Below are 16,334 nucleotides of genomic sequence, written 5' to 3'. Positions count from 1 at the left end.
AGCTATCCGCCGGTGGCGGCCTCGATCGGCGAGGCCGAGGGCAAGGGCGGTCCGGAGGTCAGCCCTCTGCTGAGCGCGGACGCCGCCGCCAAGGACGGGGACGCTTTCGTCCTGCCGGCGCTCAGCGACGACGGCCCTCAGGTCCTGCCGGGCCTCGGCGCCGACAAGGCCTTCGACGGCTTCGACGACCTGCCGCTGGGCCTGACCGACAGGCTGTTCCTCGGCTTGGAGGCCCGGATGGCGCACCACGACGCCTGGACGTGGACGCTGGACCACGACGGCTTGGTCCCCGTCCGCGACGGGCACGACTGGGTGTTCTGATCCAGGAGGCCGGTCCTTCGGGGCCGGCCCCGCCCCTGCGCCCAGCGCAGGCGCCCCCCGGGGCCGGCGAACCCTCTGGCTCGCCCCCAAGCGTCACTGTAGAACGGGGACGCAGTTTCCGTGGGGGATGCGTATGTCGCCGTTGCTCTTGCTTGCCGCCCTAGCGGTTCAGTCCTCGCCGCAGGAGAGCGGCCAAACGCCGGGCCGCGTCGGGGCCAGCTGGGCGCAGACGCCGCAGCTCGACGCACCCGCGGCCCTGGAGTTCGAGGGCGGCGAAGGGCACGTCAAGGTCACCTGCGTGATCACGGTCTCGGGCGCCGCCAGGGACTGCGCGGTTGAAGAGGAGGTCCCCGAAAATCTGGGTCTTGGCGCGATGGTACTGGGCGCCAGCCCGGACTTCCGCTTCCACCCGCCGACCCAGGACGGCGTCGCCGTCCAGGACACGGCCACCTTCACGGTGCGGTTCAAGACCGAGATCGAAATGCAGGCGCAGAGCGGGGCCCACACCTCGCCCGAACTGCAGCGTGTGCTCACCGCATTTGATCGTCTCGGCTTCATCTCGGGGACGTGCGCCTCCTACCTGCCCGAGCCGCAGCGAACGCATCTGGAGGCCGGGCTGGCCCTGGTCACGGTGGACCAAGGAGCGCCGCTGCCGGTGTTCGATCAGGTGCTTTTCAGGGGCTACGGGAGAGGCAAGGACAGCAGCGAAGCCGATCCTCGCGGTGAAGCCTACTGCAGCGCCAGCCTGAACGCCGCCGAGGCCGGCCTCGAAGCGATCGCGGAAGACATCGCCGCCGCCGAGGCGTCGCTGCCGCCCTCCGCTCGGCGCCGGTAGAGCGTCGGGCGGCGGCTAGAACGGCGCCGCCAGGGCCGTGCGGAAGAACCAGCCGTCAGGGCCGTCGTCCCGGCGCTCGATGACGTGCTGGTAGGTCAGGATCAGCGAAGTCCGCTCAAGGAAGGGAAAGGCGACGCTGCCGCCGGCCGACCAGCGTCGACTCCGCCCTCGGTCCGCGTCTTGCCGCCGTTGCGATACAACAGATCCGCCGAGGCCCAGGTCCGCGCGCCGAAGTTTCGGGTCAGGTGCGCCTCGACGGTGAACAGCGGGTCCTTCGCGCTGTGACCGCCCCCGAAGGGCTGGTCGTTGTCCTGGTAGAAGGTCAGGGTCGGCAGCACCTCCAGCGAGGTCAGCGCCGGATCGCGGAACGAGGTTCCTGACGCGAGATAGGTCGGAAGGCCGAGCTGGAAGGCCGCGCGGTTCGAGCCCAGGTTCACCGGCGTCGCCGCGTCATAGGCCCCCGTCGGGAGAAACACCCGCGCCAGCACGCTCACCCCGAAACGCGCTTCGAACGCCGCGTAAGCCTCCCGGGACAGGGCCGGTGCGCCGACGAGGCCCAGGGTGGCTCCGAGCTGGGCGTCGCCCAGCCCGGAACTTTCCGGAGCATCGGTCGCCCTCACCCGCCCGACCGGCAAGATGGCGAAGGGGGTGAAGGCCCGACCACCGAGGTCGAGGGTCCGGGCGTAGCGGAACACGACGACGTCCGTGTCGATCTCGGCGCCCGGGATGAAGGAGCCGGGCTCCGGCGTTTCGTCGCCCCGTTTCACGACCCAGAAGACGGTGACGGTCTGGGCGCCCTCGGGCGCCAGTTGATAGACGCGGGGCCCATCGTCCTGGGCGCGCGGCGCGGCGGCCGCGAACAGGGCGACCACAAGCGAGGCGAGGCCGCCGAGGGCGTTGCGCCCGACGCTCACCGGAGCTTGAGGACGGCGGCCGCCGCCGCACGCCCCAGGATGCCCGCATAGGTCGGGAACGAGATCGGCAGCTGGGCCAAGGCTTCGACCGTCATCCCCGCCTCGATGACCACCGCTGCGATCTGGGCCAGTTCGACCGCCCGCTCGCCGACGATATGGCACCCGAGGACGCGATGATCGGCGCGGTCGACGATCAGCTTGCAGAGACCCGTCGTGCGCCCGTCGATGATGGCTCGAACGGTCACGTCAAAGCCGATGGCTACCACCTCGACGTCATGGGCCTGCCGGGCCGCGACCTCGCCGAGGCCGACCTGGGCGTATTCGGGGTCGGTGAAGCTGCCCAGCGGATTGACCGCCCTGGCGGCGGACTCGCGCGAGCCGGTGACCGCGTTGGTGGCTGCGACGAAGCCGCCTTGCTGGGCCTGGGGCGCGAGCATCAGGCGGCCGGTGACGTCGCCGGCGGCGAAGACATGCGGTGCGGTTGTTTGTTGAGCCTCGTCGACCTGGACGAATCCGCGGGCATCCACCCCGACGCCCGCCCTGTCGAGATGCATCGCCGCCGTGTCCGCGACCCAGCCGACGGCGATGACCACCACCGCCGCCACAGCCTCCCGGCGCGCCCCGTCCTTGGTCCAGGTCATGCGCACCCCGCCCGGGGCGGGCTCGAACGACTGAATTGCGCCGAAAGCCTCGTGCACGACGATGCCGGAGGCCCGGAAGGCGTCGGCCACGCAGGCGGAGACCTCAGGCTCTTCGGTCGGCACGATGCGATCGCCGGCCTCGAACAGCTGCACCTCGGCGCCGAAGGCGTTGAACACCGACGCGACCTGGGCGCCGGTCGCGCCCGAGCCGACGACGATCAGGGTCTCGGGGACCGCGGTGAGAGCCCAGGCGTCGCTGTGGGTCGCGGTCAGCTCGAAGCCGGGGATCGGCAGACGTCGACTGACGCCGCCGACGCAGAGGATGATCTTGTCGGCCTCGAAACGCTGTCCCGTCGCTGTCTCCACCGTATGCGCGTCGACGAAATGCACCGGCCCGATCTCGGCATGGACGGCGACCCCGGCCTCCTCGATCTGTCGGCGCAGCAGGGAGGAGCGCGCCACCTCCTCCACCACCGCGTCGACGCGGGCCAGCAGGCGCGGATAGTCGAGGCGGGGCGGGCTGACCGTCACGCCGTAGCGCTCCAGCTGACGGGCCTCGCGCATCAGTCGTGCGGCATGAGCCAGGGTGCGCACCGGCGCCGGGCCGTCGGTCGCCGCCATGCCGCCGAACGCCCCGGAGGTCACCAGGGTCGTGCGAGCCCCCAGATCGCCCGCCCGCGCCGCCGCGATCACGCCCGCCGGTCCGGCGCCGATCACCAGCACATCACTGGACAGGATGCTCATCGGGACGCCTCATCGGTCAGTTCGGACAGCCAGCGCAGGGCGCTGAGGCTGGGCATGAAGGCGTACTCGCCGCCGCGGGTCACGACGAAGCTGGCCAGGTTGCGCAGCTTCCGGGGCAGCGGACGGCGCGGGAAGGAGAAGGTCGCGTCGCCTCCGACATTGCTGCCCGTGACCGGGTCGCGCGCGTCGCCGAGCCCGAGGAACTCGCCTCCGTTGACCCACTCGGACTGCACGAACTCGAACTGGCGCTTCAGGTGCGATCCGACGAAAGCGAACATCAGGCCGCGCTCCGCGCCGTCATCCTCCAGAACGCCTTCGGGCAGAGGCGGCCCGTAGGCAGTGCCGCGGCGGATCATACGGTGCAGGCGAACGACGCCGGCCACATCGGCGTCGCGCGGGTTGCAGCGCCGCACATGCGAACCAGGCGGGGTCCTGTATCCGGTCGCGTCCTCGGCCCGGAACATGAAGGCGTTGTGGCGCGCCGGATCAGCGCCCAGCTCCGGATCATCCTGCAGGGGACACAGGGCCAGCGGCGCGCCGCTGCGCCAACGGCCCATCATCTTGGCGGCGACCAGCTCCTCATCCGCCGGATCGGCGGCGTTGTCGCGCAGATAGCGGCGGAAGTCGGCGACCTTCTGGTGCAGCTTGCGGAACACCACATAGGTCCCGTTGCGCCCGAGCGCCTCCGGGACCGGCGCGGGCGGCAGGGCGCCGATTTCATCGCGATAGCCGAGAACGAGCTCCCCGGCCTTGAGCGGCGGATCAAAGGGATTGTCGCCCGGAATGCCGCTGCCCTCGATGGCCGGATGGCTGATCCCGTCGCGGAAGCCGAACGGCTCCTTGTGGTCCGGCGGGGCGTAGCAGTCCTGCCGCCAGACAGGGACCACGCCGGACAGATCCGCGAAGGCGGCGCGCGCCCGTTCGACCGCGGCCTCCAGCCTTGCCGGATCCGGCGCCAGGCCGACGAGCACCACATGAACCTGCCCGGTCCCGAACGGCGCTTCCCACGTTTCCGGCGCGCTCTCGCCGATGTCGCCGAGCGCCGTGGCGCGGGCCCTCATGCCCTGCCGGAACTCCCAGGTGAAGCTGTCCAGCGACGCCTGCGGCACGCCCAGCGCCTTCAGCCCCTCATAGGTCAGGGCGACGCTGACCGACGCCTCCCGCTCGACCGGTGCGGCCGATCGGCAGGCCGTGACCACCGAGCCGAGGCGACGCAGGCACTCACGGCCATCCTTCCGGTCGTCGATGCGCAGCAGGATGTAGGTGGCGGCGTAGGGCGACGGGCGCGGGCGCAGCACGCCGCTCTGGATGTCGTCGAGCTCCAGCGCTGGGACGGCGTCGCTCATCACCGTCACGCCGCCGTGGCGATGTTCCGCCAGAACCGCTCCAGGCTCTCGTCGCCGCCGAACAGGGTGCTGAAGACGGTCGAGTCGCAGACCAGGACGTCCCCCTTCCGGTCGCCTCTCGGCGGGGCCCATACCAGGGTGTTGAACTCGGTCGCCCCCGCCGCCGTGAAAGGATGCGGACGGTCCAGGTCGACCGGCTGGCGCGCCAGCACCACCGCCGTGCCGTCGTCGCGGGTCAGTGCGTAGTGCGGCAGATGCATGTGGAAGTTGAAGCTGGTCACCCCCTCCAGCCAGCCCTTCGTGTCAGCCGCCCGGTCGACCGTTAGGGGCGCGATCTTGCCGGTGGCGGGGTTGATCGCCGGGCGCAGGCCGTGGCGGTTCTCGACGGGGATGTCGAGCGCGTGGAGCAGGGCCAGGGCGAACTGGCCGAAGCGCTGCTCGCGCGGCACCAGGCCGTCGCCGTGGTGGGCGAACTCCATGGCGCGGCGCTCGCGGTCGGCCTCGGCTCCAACGTCGTGGTGGGGGCCGATGACCAGGCAACTGCCTTCGCGGGCCAGGAAGGCCTTGAGCGCCGCGATCTCCTCGGCCGACGGGACCTGGCCGGTGACGTTGTGGTCCAGCCCGAAGACGAACAGGGTGTCGCAATCGCCCAGCACCCGCTCGTCCAGCGGCACACGGAAGCCGGCCTGGTCGATGCGCTGAAACACCGGCACGGGATGGCCGGTCGCCGCGGTCATCGCCCGTTGAAACGGCACCCAGGCCCAGAAGAACAGCTCCAATGCCCCCCCGATGCCCTGTTGGAACTGCAGCGGATCGGCGAAGCGCGGCTCCTCATAGGCCGGCCAGAAGACGCGACGCACCTCGGTCATGGTCGAGAAGCGGTTATCCATCTCGGTGATGTTGCGGTTCGCCTCGCCCGGATAGGTCCAGGAAATGTAGACGCTGACCCGGCGGCGTCCCGGCGTGACCGGGCGGGGCACGTGATCCTGGTTGTAGGTGCGGCCGGGCTCGCTCATCAGGGCCTCCTGTCGGGGCTACTGAAGTTGGTCCAGGGCGGTGGTCAGCGACGCCTTCAGGCGCAACGCCTTCTTGATCTCGTCGGCGGACACATAGGGGTACTCGCCGTACTCCATGAAGCTCGGGCAGTGGTGCTCGCGCACGAATCTGATGAAGGCGGCGGGGTTGGTCTTCCAGTCTTCCGGGAAGCCTTCGAGCTGCTCGAAGATGGTGTCGACGCCCAGCATCTTGAACAATTTGACCGCGTCTTCGGTGTATTTGTCGAAGTCGGTGTCGAAGATGCCCTGGTACATGAATCGGGTGTCGTCATCGAACAGGACCCAGCGCAGGTAATGCAGCTTCAAGGGCGCCAGGATGTGGGGATCCCCCTCCAGCGCCGCCTGGATCTTGGGGCCGTAGGCGCGGATCGTCTCGGCCCGCCCCGGCTTGACCCTGGCGATGATGCTGAAGCCGTAGTTGGCGGGGGTCTTAGGCCAGATCGGGCCGTAAGGGCCGTCGACCCGGTCGTAATAGCCCTCCTTCGGGATCGCCAACGCCGCTGGCGTCAGGAAGTCCGCGGTCGCCGCCATGTCACAGCCTCCGTCATGAAGGCGCGACCATCCCTCCGCGGATGGGCGTCGTCACTGAGGTGAAACCCTGCCCCTCTGGGCGCGGCGCCCTAGGGCATGAACTGGATCGTTCGGGCGAACTGCACATCGCGCGGGCCGGGCTCGACCTGGGCGTCGCGCATCAAGGCGATGGCCGCGTCGCCGAAGCCGAGACCCGGGTGGGTCTCGTCCAACACCCGGCAGTTCTCGACCCGGCCGCTGGCGCGGGCAGTGCATTCGAGGGTGACGGCGACGCTGGACAGAACCACCGGCGCCGAGGGCTCGCGGCGCGCAGGTGCCGGCGCGGAAGCCGGCGGCGGGGGCGGCGTGAATACAGCCTTCTGCTTCGGTGTCTGGTCCAGCAGAAGGACGGCGGCGGCTACTAACGCGAACATTGGAACCTCATCTGGCTCCGTTAATGACTGGGTAAGATTTCCGTTGCGGCGCAGCTCTTAACTTCTTGCCTGCAACCGGTTTCTTACCCGCCCTGCCCGGCGAACAGCAGCAGATTGCCGTCGGGATCCCTGACCATGAAGGTCCGCGCGCCCCACGCCTCCGTCCGCACCGGCGCGTGAAACGCCACGCCCCGCGCCTCGTATTCGCAGAACAGGGGCTCGGCGTCGTTCAGCGTCACGGTCGCGGTCAGAGGCTCCGGATGGCGGGCAAGAAAGGCCGCATCGGAAACCGGCCCTTCGACTAGCCGCAAGTTCAGTCGCGCCCCGTCCCGCACGACCTGCGCATAGAACGCAGGCTCCCCGTAAGCGAAAGCCAGACTGAGGCCTAGTTGATCCTCGTAGAAGGCCCGCGCCCGCGCCAGATCGGTCACGAACAGCTGAGGCTCGGCGGCGAGGAGGGGCGGGACGGTCATCGGGCCTCCTGCGGCGACCAAAGAGTGGCGCCCCATCACGAGCCTGACCGTACCATCCCGCACCCTCGGCGGCGAACAGCGCGGCTCTCGAAGGCCCTCCAAGGTAGCACCCTGCCCGGCCGTGTTAGACTCCCCGGTGAGCGCCGACGAACCCTGCCGCCGCTCGGCCTGGTCTTTGAAATCGCTATCTGAAGCCACCCTCGAAAACCGCCTTTCGGCGCGCCCAACGCAACGATCGTCGCTGACCCGAATGTATCGCGATGGCAGCCCGGCGTTTTTCGCGATGGCACTACCATCCAGACACTTTCACCCCGCCGCCTTCACCCCTCGGCCCGAACCGGCTATCAGCCGGGACATGAGCCTTCCCCATGCCCTGACCGGTCTCGGCGCCATCGCCGGCGACTACGACATCCTGCTCTGCGATGTGTGGGGCGTGATCCATAACGGGCGCGAGAGCTGGCCCGAGGCCTGCGAGGCCCTCGCGCGGTTCAACCGCGAAGGCGGCCACGTCATCCTGATCTCCAACTCGCCGCGGCCCGCGCCCGGCGTGGTGCACCAGATGGACGCCCTCGGCGTGCCGCGCGAAAGCTGGAAGGCCGTGGTCACCTCGGGCGACGCCACCCGCGCCGAACTGGCCCGCCGCGCCCCCGGCCCGGCCTGGCTGATCGGCCCCGATCGCGACGCGCCGCTGTACGACGGTCTCGGCCTGACCATCGCCGCGGGCGCCGCGGACGCCGCCTTCATCTCGGTGACCGGCCCCTATGACGACGAGGTCGAGACCCCGGAGGACTATCGCGAACGCCTGACCGAGGCCGCCGCCCGCGACCTCGAGATGATCTGCGCCAACCCGGACCGGGTGGTGCAGCGCGGCGACCGGCTGATCTACTGCGCCGGCTCGCTGGCCGAGTTGTACGAGAGCCTCGGCGGTCGGGTGACCATGGCGGGCAAGCCATTCGCCCCGATCTACGACCTGGCCCTGAAGGAGGCCGCCGACCGGCTGGGCGGCCCGGTCAACCGGGCGCGGGTGCTCTGCATCGGCGACGGCGTCATCACCGACGTGCTCGGCGCCGACAAGCAGGCGCTCGACTGCCTGTTCATCGCCCAGGGCATCCACGGCGACGCCGCCCGGGGTGAGAACGGCAAGCTTGATCCCGAGCGGGCCGCCACGCTCCTGCACGCCGAAACCACCTACGCCCGCTACGCCATGCTCGATCTGGCGTGGTGACGGTACGCAAATCAGGCTAAGCCCGCGCTCATGGTCGAACTCGTCTCCACTCACCCCTCCGGCGGCTACATCCTTGAGGAGCTGCACGTCGGCATGGCCGCCGAAAAGGTCATCCATGTCACGGAGGAGCGCATTCGCCTCTTCGCCGAGGCCTCGGACGACTTCAATCCGGTGCACCTGGACGAGGCCTTCGCCTCCAAGACCGCCTACCGCGGGCGCATCGCCCACGGCCTGCTGTCGGCCTCCTTCGGCTCGGCCGTGGTCGGCACCATCCTGCCGGGCGCCGGCGCGATCTACATCTCCCAGACCCTGGGCTTCCACCTGCCGGTCCGCATCGGCGACGACGTGGTGGTCCGCATCTCGGTGATCTCGGTCGACCAGGAAAGCGCCCGCGTCGAGCTGAACTGCGAGGGCTTCGTCGACGGCAAGCTGATCATGGATGGCGTCGCCGTCGTCCGCGTGCCGCGCCGCCGTCGCCCCGCCAAGGGCTGAAAGCAGGCCTGACTTGGTCGAAATCGTCACCGACTGGCGCGGCCTCCCCGACGGTCTGAAGGGCGCGGCGGTCGCCATCGGCGCCTTCGACGGGGTCCACCGCGGCCACCAGGCCGTGATCGCCCGCGCCCGCGAGGCCGCCTCGGCCCTCGGCGCCCCGCTCGCCGTGGTCAGCTTCGACCCGCACCCGCGCCGCTGGTTCCAGCCCGACGCCGCCCCCTTCCGCCTGATGAGCCGGGCCCAGATGGCCCGCGCCCTGGCCCCGCTCGGCGTCGACCGGCTCTACCTGCTGCCCTTCGACGGCGAGATGGCCGCCATGTCGGACGCGACCTTCGCCCGGACGGTGCTGGCCGAAGGCCTGGGCGTCCGCCACGCCGCCGTCGGCTTCGACTTCACCTACGGCAAAGGCCGCACCGGCTCGCCCGAAGGCCTGCGCCGCCATGGCGAGGACCTCGGCTTCGGCGTCACCGTCTGCGATCGCGTCGACGATCCGGACGGGCTGAAGCTGTCCTCCTCGGCCGTGCGTGAGGCCCTGCACGCCGGCGACATGGCCCGCGCCGCCGCCATCCTGGGCCGGCCCTTCGCCATCGCCGGCGAGGTGATCCACGGCGACAAACGCGGCCGCACCATCGGCGTGCCGACAGCCAACATCGGCCTCGGCGGCTATATGCGCCCGGCCTTCGGGGTCTACGCAGTACGCGTGCGCCTGCCGGACGGCCGCAGCTTCGACGGCGTCGCCAACCTCGGGCTCCGCCCGATGTACGCCCTCGAAGAACCCCTGCTCGAGGTCTGGCTGTTCGACTTCGACGAAGACCTCTACGGCCAGACGCTGGAGACCGAGCTGATCGCCTTCCTGCGCGGCGAGCTCAATTTCGACGATCTGGACGCCCTCAAGGTCCAGATCGACGCCGACGCCGCGGCCGCCCGCGAGGCGCTTACGCTGTGGCGCGAGGCGGAAGCGCCTGCTAGACCGATGGCGCCATGACCGTCCGCGTATTTCGCCTGATTTCGATTAGCCGCCCGGCGTAGCGCCGCAGGGCCTCAGGCCCCGTGCTCGCCGGGAACTCGAAACACACGCGAACGATCACACACGACGAGACACCACTTCATGGCTGACGCCTCCGACACCCCTTCTGGCCGCGACTATCGCGAAACCGTCTTCCTGCCGGAGACGCCCTTCCCCATGCGCGGCGGCCTGCCCCAGAAGGAACCCCTGATCCTGGATCAGTGGGGTGACCTCTATGCGACCCTGCGCGCCACCCGCCAGGCGCAGAAGGCCCCGCTCTACGTCCTCCACGACGGCCCGCCCTACGCCAACGGCGACATCCACATCGGCCACGCCCTGAACAAGACGCTGAAGGACTTCGTGGTCCGCTCGCGCTTCCTGCTCGGCTACGACGTCGACTACGTCCCCGGCTGGGACTGCCACGGCCTGCCGATCGAGTGGAAGATCGAGGAGCAGTACCGCGCCAAGGGTCGCCGCAAGGACGAGGTCTCCAAGGCCGAGTTCCGCCAGGCCTGCCGCGAATACGCCGCCGGCTGGATCGAGGTGCAGAAGGCCCAGTTCAAGCGCTTGGGCGTCGTCGGCGACTGGGACCAGCGCTACGCCACCATGGACTTCACGACCGAGGCGGCGATCGTCGGTGAGTTCCACAAGTTCAAGAACTCGGGTCAGCTGTACCGCGGCTCCAAGCCGGTGATGTGGTCGCCGGTCGAGCGCACCGCCCTGGCCGACGCCGAGATCGAATACCACGACCACGTCAGCCCGACGGTCTGGGTCAAATTCCCGGTCACCGGGGCCACCGACGACCATCCGGACGAGTTGCTGTCGTTCCGCAACTCGACCCCTTCGGTCGTGATCTGGACCACCACCCCGTGGACCATCCCGGCCAACCGGGCGATCAGCTACGGCCCCGAGATCGCCTACGGCCTCTATGAGGTCACAGCCATGGAGACCGGGCTCGAGTTCGAGCCCTGGGCCAAGCCGGGCGATCGGCTGATCCTGGCCGACAAGCTGGCCGAGGAGGTCTTCAAGGCCGCCAAGATCGCGACCTGGACCCGCCTCGACGACTTGAACCCGTCGGGCCTGGAGTGCGCCCACCCGCTGGCCGCCCTGTCGCCCGGCTACGGGTTCTCCGTGCCCCTGCTGGCCGGCGACCATGTCACCGACGACGCCGGCACCGGCTTCGTGCACACGGCCCCCGGCCACGGCGCGGACGACTTCGAGGTCTGGAAGGCTCACGGCCACCACGAGGTGCCGGACACCGTCGACCCCGACGGCGCCTACTACGACCACGTGCCCCTGTTCGCGGGCCTCAAGGTCATCGAGACCGAGGGCAAGAAGACCGGCAAGTTCGGCGCGGCCAACGGCGCCGTGGTCGAGAAGCTGATCGAGGCCGGCAACCTCCTGGCCCGCGGCCGGATGGAGCACTCCTATCCGCACAGCTGGCGCTCCAAGGCGCCCGTCATCTTCCGCAACACGCCGCAGTGGTTCATCCGCATGGATGCGCCGCTGGAGGACGACGGCACCCTGCGCGAGCGGGCCCTGGCCGGCATCGACGCCACCGCCTTCCACCCGGCGGCGGGCAAGAACCGCATCCGCTCGATGGTCGAGACGCGCCCGGACTGGCTGATCAGCCGCCAGCGCGCCTGGGGCACGCCCCTGGCCATGTTCGTGGACAAGCAAACCGGCCAGCCGCTGGTCGACGCCGACGTCGACGCCCGCATCACGGCCGCCATCGCCGAGGGCGGCGCGGACGCCTGGTTCACCCGTCCGGACGCCGACTTCCTGGGCGCCCACGAGGCCTCGCGCTTCGAGAAGATCGAGGACATCCTCGACGTCTGGTTCGACTCCGGCTGCACTCACGCCTTCACCCTCGAACCGCGCGACCCGGCCCACGGCTATGTCGGCGACCGCCCGTCGCACTGGCCGGCCGACCTCTACCTGGAAGGCTCGGACCAGCACCGCGGCTGGTTCCAGTCCAACCTGCTCGAAGGCTCCGGCACCCGCGGCCGCGCCCCCTATGACGCCGTCCTCACCCATGGGTTCACCCAGGATGAGAACGGGGAGAAGATGTCCAAATCCAAGGGCAACACCACGGACCCGGCCGTCGTCATCAAGGAGTCGGGCGCGGACATCCTGCGCCTCTGGGTCGCCCTGGTGGACTACGCCGAGGACCAACGGATCGGGAAACAGATCCTGCAGACCACGGTCGACGCCTATCGCAAGCTGCGCAACACGGTGCGCTACCTGCTCGGCGCCTTGGACGGCTTCACCGAGGAAGAGCGGCTGCCGCTCGACCAGATGCCGCCGCTGGAGGCCTTCGTCCTGCACCGCCTGCACGAGTTGGACGGCCAGGTGCGCGAGGCCTACCGCGACTACCGCTTCCAGGACGTCGTCCGCCCGGTGCTGGAGTTCTGCTCCAACGACCTGTCGGCCCTCTATTTCGACGTCCGCAAGGACAGCCTGTACTGCGACCGGCCTGACGCCACCCGCCGCCGCGCCGCGCGCACGGTGATGGACGAGGTGTTCATGCGCCTGACCGCCTGGCTGGCGCCGCTGACCCCCTTCACCATGGAAGAGGCCTGGACCACACGCTTCCCGGACGCCGGGACCAACTGCGCCCGAGTGATCCCGGACACCGCCGATGCCTGGCGTAATCCGGCCGAGGCCGAACGCTGGGCCGGGGTTCAGACGGTTCTGGAAATCGTCAACGAGGCCCTGGAAGCTGCGCGTCGCGAAAAGACCATCGGCGGGGCGCTCGACGCCTGGCCCGTGGTCACCGGCCCGGCCGACGCCTTCGCGCCGTTCGACGGCCTGGACGCCGCCGAAGTGTTCCGCACCTCGGGCGCCGAACTGGTCGTGGGCGGCGATGCGGTGACCGTCGAGGTCCGCCTCGCCGACCATCCGAAATGCGCCCGCTCCTGGCGGCGCGTGCCGGACGTCGGCTCGGATCCGGCCTATCCCGAGCTCAGCGCCCGGGACGCCGACGCGGTCCGCGCCTGGGACGCGTCCCGCGCCTGACCTGCGTCCTTGATGAAGGCCGCGCCTAGTTCACGATGGTGAACCCGGGCACGGCCTTCGTCTCGACGTGGGCCGGGTGGTACATGTCCATGTAGACGGTGCTCTCGGCCGGGCTCGAACCGGCGCAGATCACCGCATAGGCGTCGACGATGCTGCCGTAGGGGCCTGCGCCCATAGAACCGATCCGCGAGGCCGACGGCGCCCGGCCATCGGCGCAGCGCAGCCGTGACAGGTATTCGCGCTGCCCCGCCGGCATATTGGCCCGCACCGGGTTCTTCTCGCTGCCCAGCGGACTGCCGTTCAATTGGGCCGCCTTGCGGTCGGATTCCTCAGGGCTCACCCCGCCCATCATGGCGAACAGATCCGACCCCATCGGCGACGCCGGTTCGGTCGCGCAGCCCGCCGTCGCCATCAGCGCCACAAGCGCCAGTCCCGTTTTCCGCATGATGCCCTCCCTCCAGGTCCGGCCAAGCTGGCACGGTCCGCGGGAGGACGGCAAGCCCGGCTCGCGTCCAGCGCGAACCGGGTCCGGCCTTTCAGACAGTCGGCCTCACGCCTCTTCGTCGGCCCGCGCACGCAGCCGCTCAGCCTGGCGGTCCAGCTCGTCGGCCTGTGTCGCCAGCTTGGGCGACAGGGCCTGAAGCTCGGCGTCCGTCACGGTCTGGCCGCGTCGACGGCTCTCTTCGATCTGGCGGGCGCGGTAGGCCGGGTCGCGCAGGCGGGCCGATTCCTCACGCATCTGGCGGGCCCCATCGTGCATTTGGTCAGCGCCGGCGCGCATCTGGACGCGCGCGTTGGCCATTTCACGACGGGCGCTCTCCCGAGCGACCTCGGCCTGGGCCCGCGCGCGGTCGGCCTCCACACGCGCGGCGGCGACATGGACGCGCGTCGCGTCACGCGACAGACGGACCTGTTCGCGAGTCACGGCGGCTTGGGCGCGAACCTCCGCGGCCTCGGCGCGGGCCTGGATCGCTATGGCGCGGGCTTCCTCGCGACCGACACGGGCCTGCTCTCGGGCCACCCGCGCCTCTTCCCGGGCGCGCCGGATCTCCTCGCGATCCTCGCTCGAGTAGAAGTACCGGGTCTCGCCGGTCACATAGGCGGCGGGGGGCGCCGGGGGCGCAGGCGGCGCCGGCGGGGCCTCGGGAGCGGCCGGCGGGGCCGGCGGCGCGGGCAGTTCGCTGGCCTCGATCGGCTCCGGCGGGAGCGGAGCCTCCGGCGCTTCCGGGGGCAAGGGCGCCGCAGGCGGCGGCGGCGGCGGCTCCTGCCGCACGATCTCGACAGCGGCCAGCGGCGTGGCGATCGCGGCCATGGCGGCGATGGCCAGAGCCATGGCCAGCGGCCGCGGCGGCAGGGGACGGGAGCTCTTCATGATGCGTTCGATCCTCTTGGACAGGGACTGGGCGTCGCCGGTCATGGCGACGGCGGCGGACGAGTTTGGGTCGGCGGCCAGGCCGACGAGGGCGCGGGCGTAGGTCTGGCGATCGACCTCGGCCAGGGCGGCGGCGTCAGCGGCGTCTTCGGTGCGGGCGACCAGGGTCCGGTGCAGGGCCCAGACCAGCGGGTTGAACCAGAACAGGGCCACGACCACTCGCGACAGGGCCAGAAACAGCCAGTCGCCGCGGCGCACATGGGCCAGTTCGTGGGCCAGCACCGCCGAGGCGGCTTCCGGTCGCTTCAGGCATTCGGCGCTGATCAGCACCACGCCGGGCGGAAGGCCCCAGGCCAGGGGGCCGGCGACCTCAGGGGCCGCGATCAGGCGCGGGCGACAACCGCGCGCGAGGCGCTGCAGCGCCGCCGTCCAGACCGGCTCGGTGACCTCGCGGCCGGATCGTGTCCACCGGCGCAGGGTCCAGATCCCGAGCCCGAACCGGGCCAGAATGGCCAAGGCGACCAGTCCGTAGAACAGGCCGGCCGCCTCGACGGCTGAGGGCGCGCGCACCGAGCCGCTCAGGGCCACTCCGGCCACTGGACCCACCGACCCGGCCCAGGCCGGCGCCGCCTCGACGGCCGCGATCGGAGCCTCCGCAGGCAGCAGAGCCAACTCGATGGCCGGCGCCAGCAGCACGACCAGCGGCAGCAACAACAGCAGGCAGACCGCGGCGCGCAGAGCGTCAACGCGATCGGCGGCGGGACGGAAGCCGATCACGGCGGCCAGGGCCAGGCCCGACCCGGCGATCAGGCTCGACTTGACCAGCAGTTCGAGAAACAGGGCGCCGATCATTAGCCGCGCTCCTTGGCTTGGTCGATGGCCCGTTCCAGGGCGGCGATCTCTTCGGCGTCGAGCTTGCGCGTCAGGCCCAGCAGAGCCGTCGCGGCCTGGGCCGCCGAGCCGGCGAAGAAGGTGTCCACCATCCGCCGCATGGCGCCGGTGGCCAGGGCCTCCGGGCGCGGCAGGGGGCGGTACACCACCCCCTCCTCCCCTGTCGCTCGCCCGACAAGGCCCTTGGCCTCCAGCCGGGTCAGCAGGGTGCGCACAGCGGAGTCGCTCAGCGTGTCGGCCAGGCCTGCGCGCACCGCGCTGGTCGTGCCGGCCTCGAGCCTGCAGAGCGTTTCGAACACCTCGCGCTCGCGCCGGGGCAAGGACTCGATCATGGCTCTCCCTCCGCTGCCGTCACTACATATGTAGCGCTACATTTGTAGCGGATAAAGTCGAGATTGCGGCGGACGGATGAACTCGCGGTAAGGCGGCCTCCGGGCGCGGAGAGCGGGCGCATGGGGGAATGCCCTGATTGTCGCGGCGGGCGGGAGGATGATTGTCGACGAGCCCGGCCCTGGCGTCGGCCCGTCACTTCGGGAGCAGACCATGACGACCGACGACCCGCACGACAGCCACCATCGCCGGATGCGGCCCGAGGACCTCGGCACGCTACGCACCGTCATGGCCGCCGACCGCACCCTGATGGCCTGGGTGCGCACCTCGCTGTCGATGCTCAGCTTCAGCTTCACGATCTACAAATTCCTCGAGGGCATGACGACCATCAAGGAGCATCCGGAGAGCCCGCAGCGGGTCGGCCTGTTCCTGGCCGGCGCCGGGACGTTGGCCATGGTTCTGGGCGTGCTCAGCTTCTGGGCCACCCTGAAGGACCTTCAGCGCACCGAGGAATTCCGCCTCGGCCGGCCGAGCCTGATCATGGGCTTGATCATGACGGCCGCCGGCGTGGCCCTGTTCATCGGCATCGCCACCCGGGTCGTCTGACCGCCGCCCAGCAAAAAGCCCCGCGGGTTGTTACCGAGCGGGGCTTTTGTTGAGTTTGGGTGCGGGAGCAGGATTTGAACCTGCGACCTTCAGGTTATGAGCCTGACGAGCTACCGGGCTG

At 70.3% G+C, this 16,334-nt stretch carries 17 protein-coding genes; 7 read left to right on the top strand and 10 right to left on the bottom strand.

Features of this window, described 5'->3' with window-relative positions; all coding sequences use genetic code 11:
• A partial coding sequence (locus ASC65_RS17310) for a hypothetical protein (protein WP_162245655.1) occupies nt 1–321 on the top strand: 321 nt, incomplete at its 5' end.
• A gap of 127 nt (nt 322–448) precedes the next feature.
• Nucleotides 449–1,156, top strand: a complete 708-nt coding sequence (locus ASC65_RS02695; RefSeq protein WP_082525847.1) for an energy transducer TonB — start codon at nt 449–451, stop codon at nt 1,154–1,156.
• Between the two features lie 101 nt (nt 1,157–1,257).
• On the opposite strand, the gene ASC65_RS02690 is transcribed toward ASC65_RS02695, so the two are convergent.
• The 7 genes from ASC65_RS02690 to ASC65_RS02660 all read right to left on the bottom strand — a co-directional run bounded on the left by ASC65_RS02690 (nt 1,258) and on the right by ASC65_RS02660 (nt 7,273).
• Nucleotides 1,258–2,070, bottom strand: a complete 813-nt coding sequence (locus ASC65_RS02690; RefSeq protein ID WP_056449266.1) for a transporter — start codon at nt 2,068–2,070, stop codon at nt 1,258–1,260.
• Nucleotides 2,067–3,455: a dihydrolipoyl dehydrogenase family protein gene (locus tag ASC65_RS02685; RefSeq protein WP_056449265.1), complete on the bottom strand. Its 1,389-nt coding sequence runs from the start codon at nt 3,453–3,455 to the stop codon at nt 2,067–2,069. Before ASC65_RS02685 ends, ASC65_RS02690 begins: the two co-directional genes overlap by 4 nt.
• Nucleotides 3,452–4,801 (bottom strand): Dyp-type peroxidase, encoded by a 1,350-nt coding sequence (locus ASC65_RS02680; RefSeq protein ID WP_056449272.1) that lies wholly within the window; start codon nt 4,799–4,801, stop codon nt 3,452–3,454. Before ASC65_RS02680 ends, ASC65_RS02685 begins: the two co-directional genes overlap by 4 nt.
• 5 nt (nt 4,802–4,806) lie before the next feature.
• Complete coding sequence (locus tag ASC65_RS02675; protein WP_200939777.1) at nt 4,807–5,817, bottom strand: hypothetical protein; 1,011 nt, start codon at nt 5,815–5,817, stop codon at nt 4,807–4,809.
• An 18-nt stretch (nt 5,818–5,835) separates the two neighbouring features.
• Nucleotides 5,836–6,387 carry a hypothetical protein gene (locus ASC65_RS02670; protein ID WP_056449264.1) on the bottom strand — a complete coding sequence of 184 codons (552 nt, stop codon included), beginning with the start codon at nt 6,385–6,387 and terminating at the stop codon, nt 5,836–5,838.
• 89 nt (nt 6,388–6,476) lie between these two features.
• Nucleotides 6,477–6,800, bottom strand: a complete 324-nt coding sequence (locus tag ASC65_RS02665) for a TonB family protein (protein WP_056449262.1) — start codon at nt 6,798–6,800, stop codon at nt 6,477–6,479.
• 83 nt (nt 6,801–6,883) lie between these two features.
• Nucleotides 6,884–7,273, bottom strand: a complete 390-nt coding sequence (locus ASC65_RS02660) for a VOC family protein (RefSeq protein WP_056449259.1) — start codon at nt 7,271–7,273, stop codon at nt 6,884–6,886.
• Between the two features lie 355 nt (nt 7,274–7,628).
• On the opposite strand from ASC65_RS02660, the gene ASC65_RS02655 reads away from it, so the two are divergent.
• From ASC65_RS02655 to ileS, 4 genes are all read left to right on the top strand, one after another.
• The gene (locus tag ASC65_RS02655) at nt 7,629–8,498 is read left to right on the top strand and encodes a TIGR01459 family HAD-type hydrolase (RefSeq protein ID WP_056449254.1); all 870 of its coding nucleotides are present in this window, start codon (nt 7,629–7,631) and stop codon (nt 8,496–8,498) included.
• Between the two features lie 30 nt (nt 8,499–8,528).
• Nucleotides 8,529–8,990 carry a MaoC family dehydratase gene (locus ASC65_RS02650; RefSeq protein ID WP_056449251.1) on the top strand — a complete coding sequence of 154 codons (462 nt, stop codon included), beginning with the start codon at nt 8,529–8,531 and terminating at the stop codon, nt 8,988–8,990.
• A 13-nt stretch (nt 8,991–9,003) separates the two neighbouring features.
• Nucleotides 9,004–9,975, top strand: a complete 972-nt coding sequence (locus ASC65_RS02645; protein ID WP_056449248.1) for a bifunctional riboflavin kinase/FAD synthetase — start codon at nt 9,004–9,006, stop codon at nt 9,973–9,975.
• A gap of 123 nt (nt 9,976–10,098) precedes the next feature.
• On the top strand, nt 10,099–13,014 hold the full coding sequence (gene ileS / locus ASC65_RS02640) for an isoleucine--tRNA ligase (protein ID WP_056449245.1): 2,916 nt from the start codon (nt 10,099–10,101) through the stop codon (nt 13,012–13,014).
• A 25-nt stretch (nt 13,015–13,039) separates the two neighbouring features.
• Here the strand turns inward: ileS and ASC65_RS02635 are convergent, their stop codons facing one another.
• From ASC65_RS02635 to ASC65_RS02625, 3 genes are all read right to left on the bottom strand, one after another.
• Nucleotides 13,040–13,459, bottom strand: coding sequence for a hypothetical protein (locus ASC65_RS02635; protein WP_156459531.1), 420 nt, complete (start codon nt 13,457–13,459; stop codon nt 13,040–13,042).
• A 105-nt stretch (nt 13,460–13,564) separates the two neighbouring features.
• Nucleotides 13,565–15,238, bottom strand: a complete 1,674-nt coding sequence (locus ASC65_RS02630; RefSeq protein ID WP_056449239.1) for a M56 family metallopeptidase — start codon at nt 15,236–15,238, stop codon at nt 13,565–13,567.
• Nucleotides 15,238–15,609 carry a BlaI/MecI/CopY family transcriptional regulator gene (locus tag ASC65_RS02625; RefSeq protein WP_056449238.1) on the bottom strand — a complete coding sequence of 124 codons (372 nt, stop codon included), beginning with the start codon at nt 15,607–15,609 and terminating at the stop codon, nt 15,238–15,240. Before ASC65_RS02625 ends, ASC65_RS02630 begins: the two co-directional genes overlap by 1 nt.
• Nucleotides 15,610–15,820: 211 nt before the next feature.
• Between ASC65_RS02625 and ASC65_RS02620 the strand changes: the two genes are divergently transcribed.
• On the top strand, nt 15,821–16,213 hold the full coding sequence (locus ASC65_RS02620) for a YidH family protein (RefSeq protein ID WP_056449237.1): 393 nt from the start codon (nt 15,821–15,823) through the stop codon (nt 16,211–16,213).
• Nucleotides 16,214–16,334 lie beyond the last annotated feature (121 nt).

Origin of the sequence: Brevundimonas sp. Root1279 (assembly GCF_001425945.1) — a bacterium.
Taxonomy (GTDB): domain Bacteria; phylum Pseudomonadota; class Alphaproteobacteria; order Caulobacterales; family Caulobacteraceae; genus Brevundimonas.
Note: the sequence above shows the minus strand (reverse complement) of the source record. Positions and strands in the feature narration are given on the sequence as shown.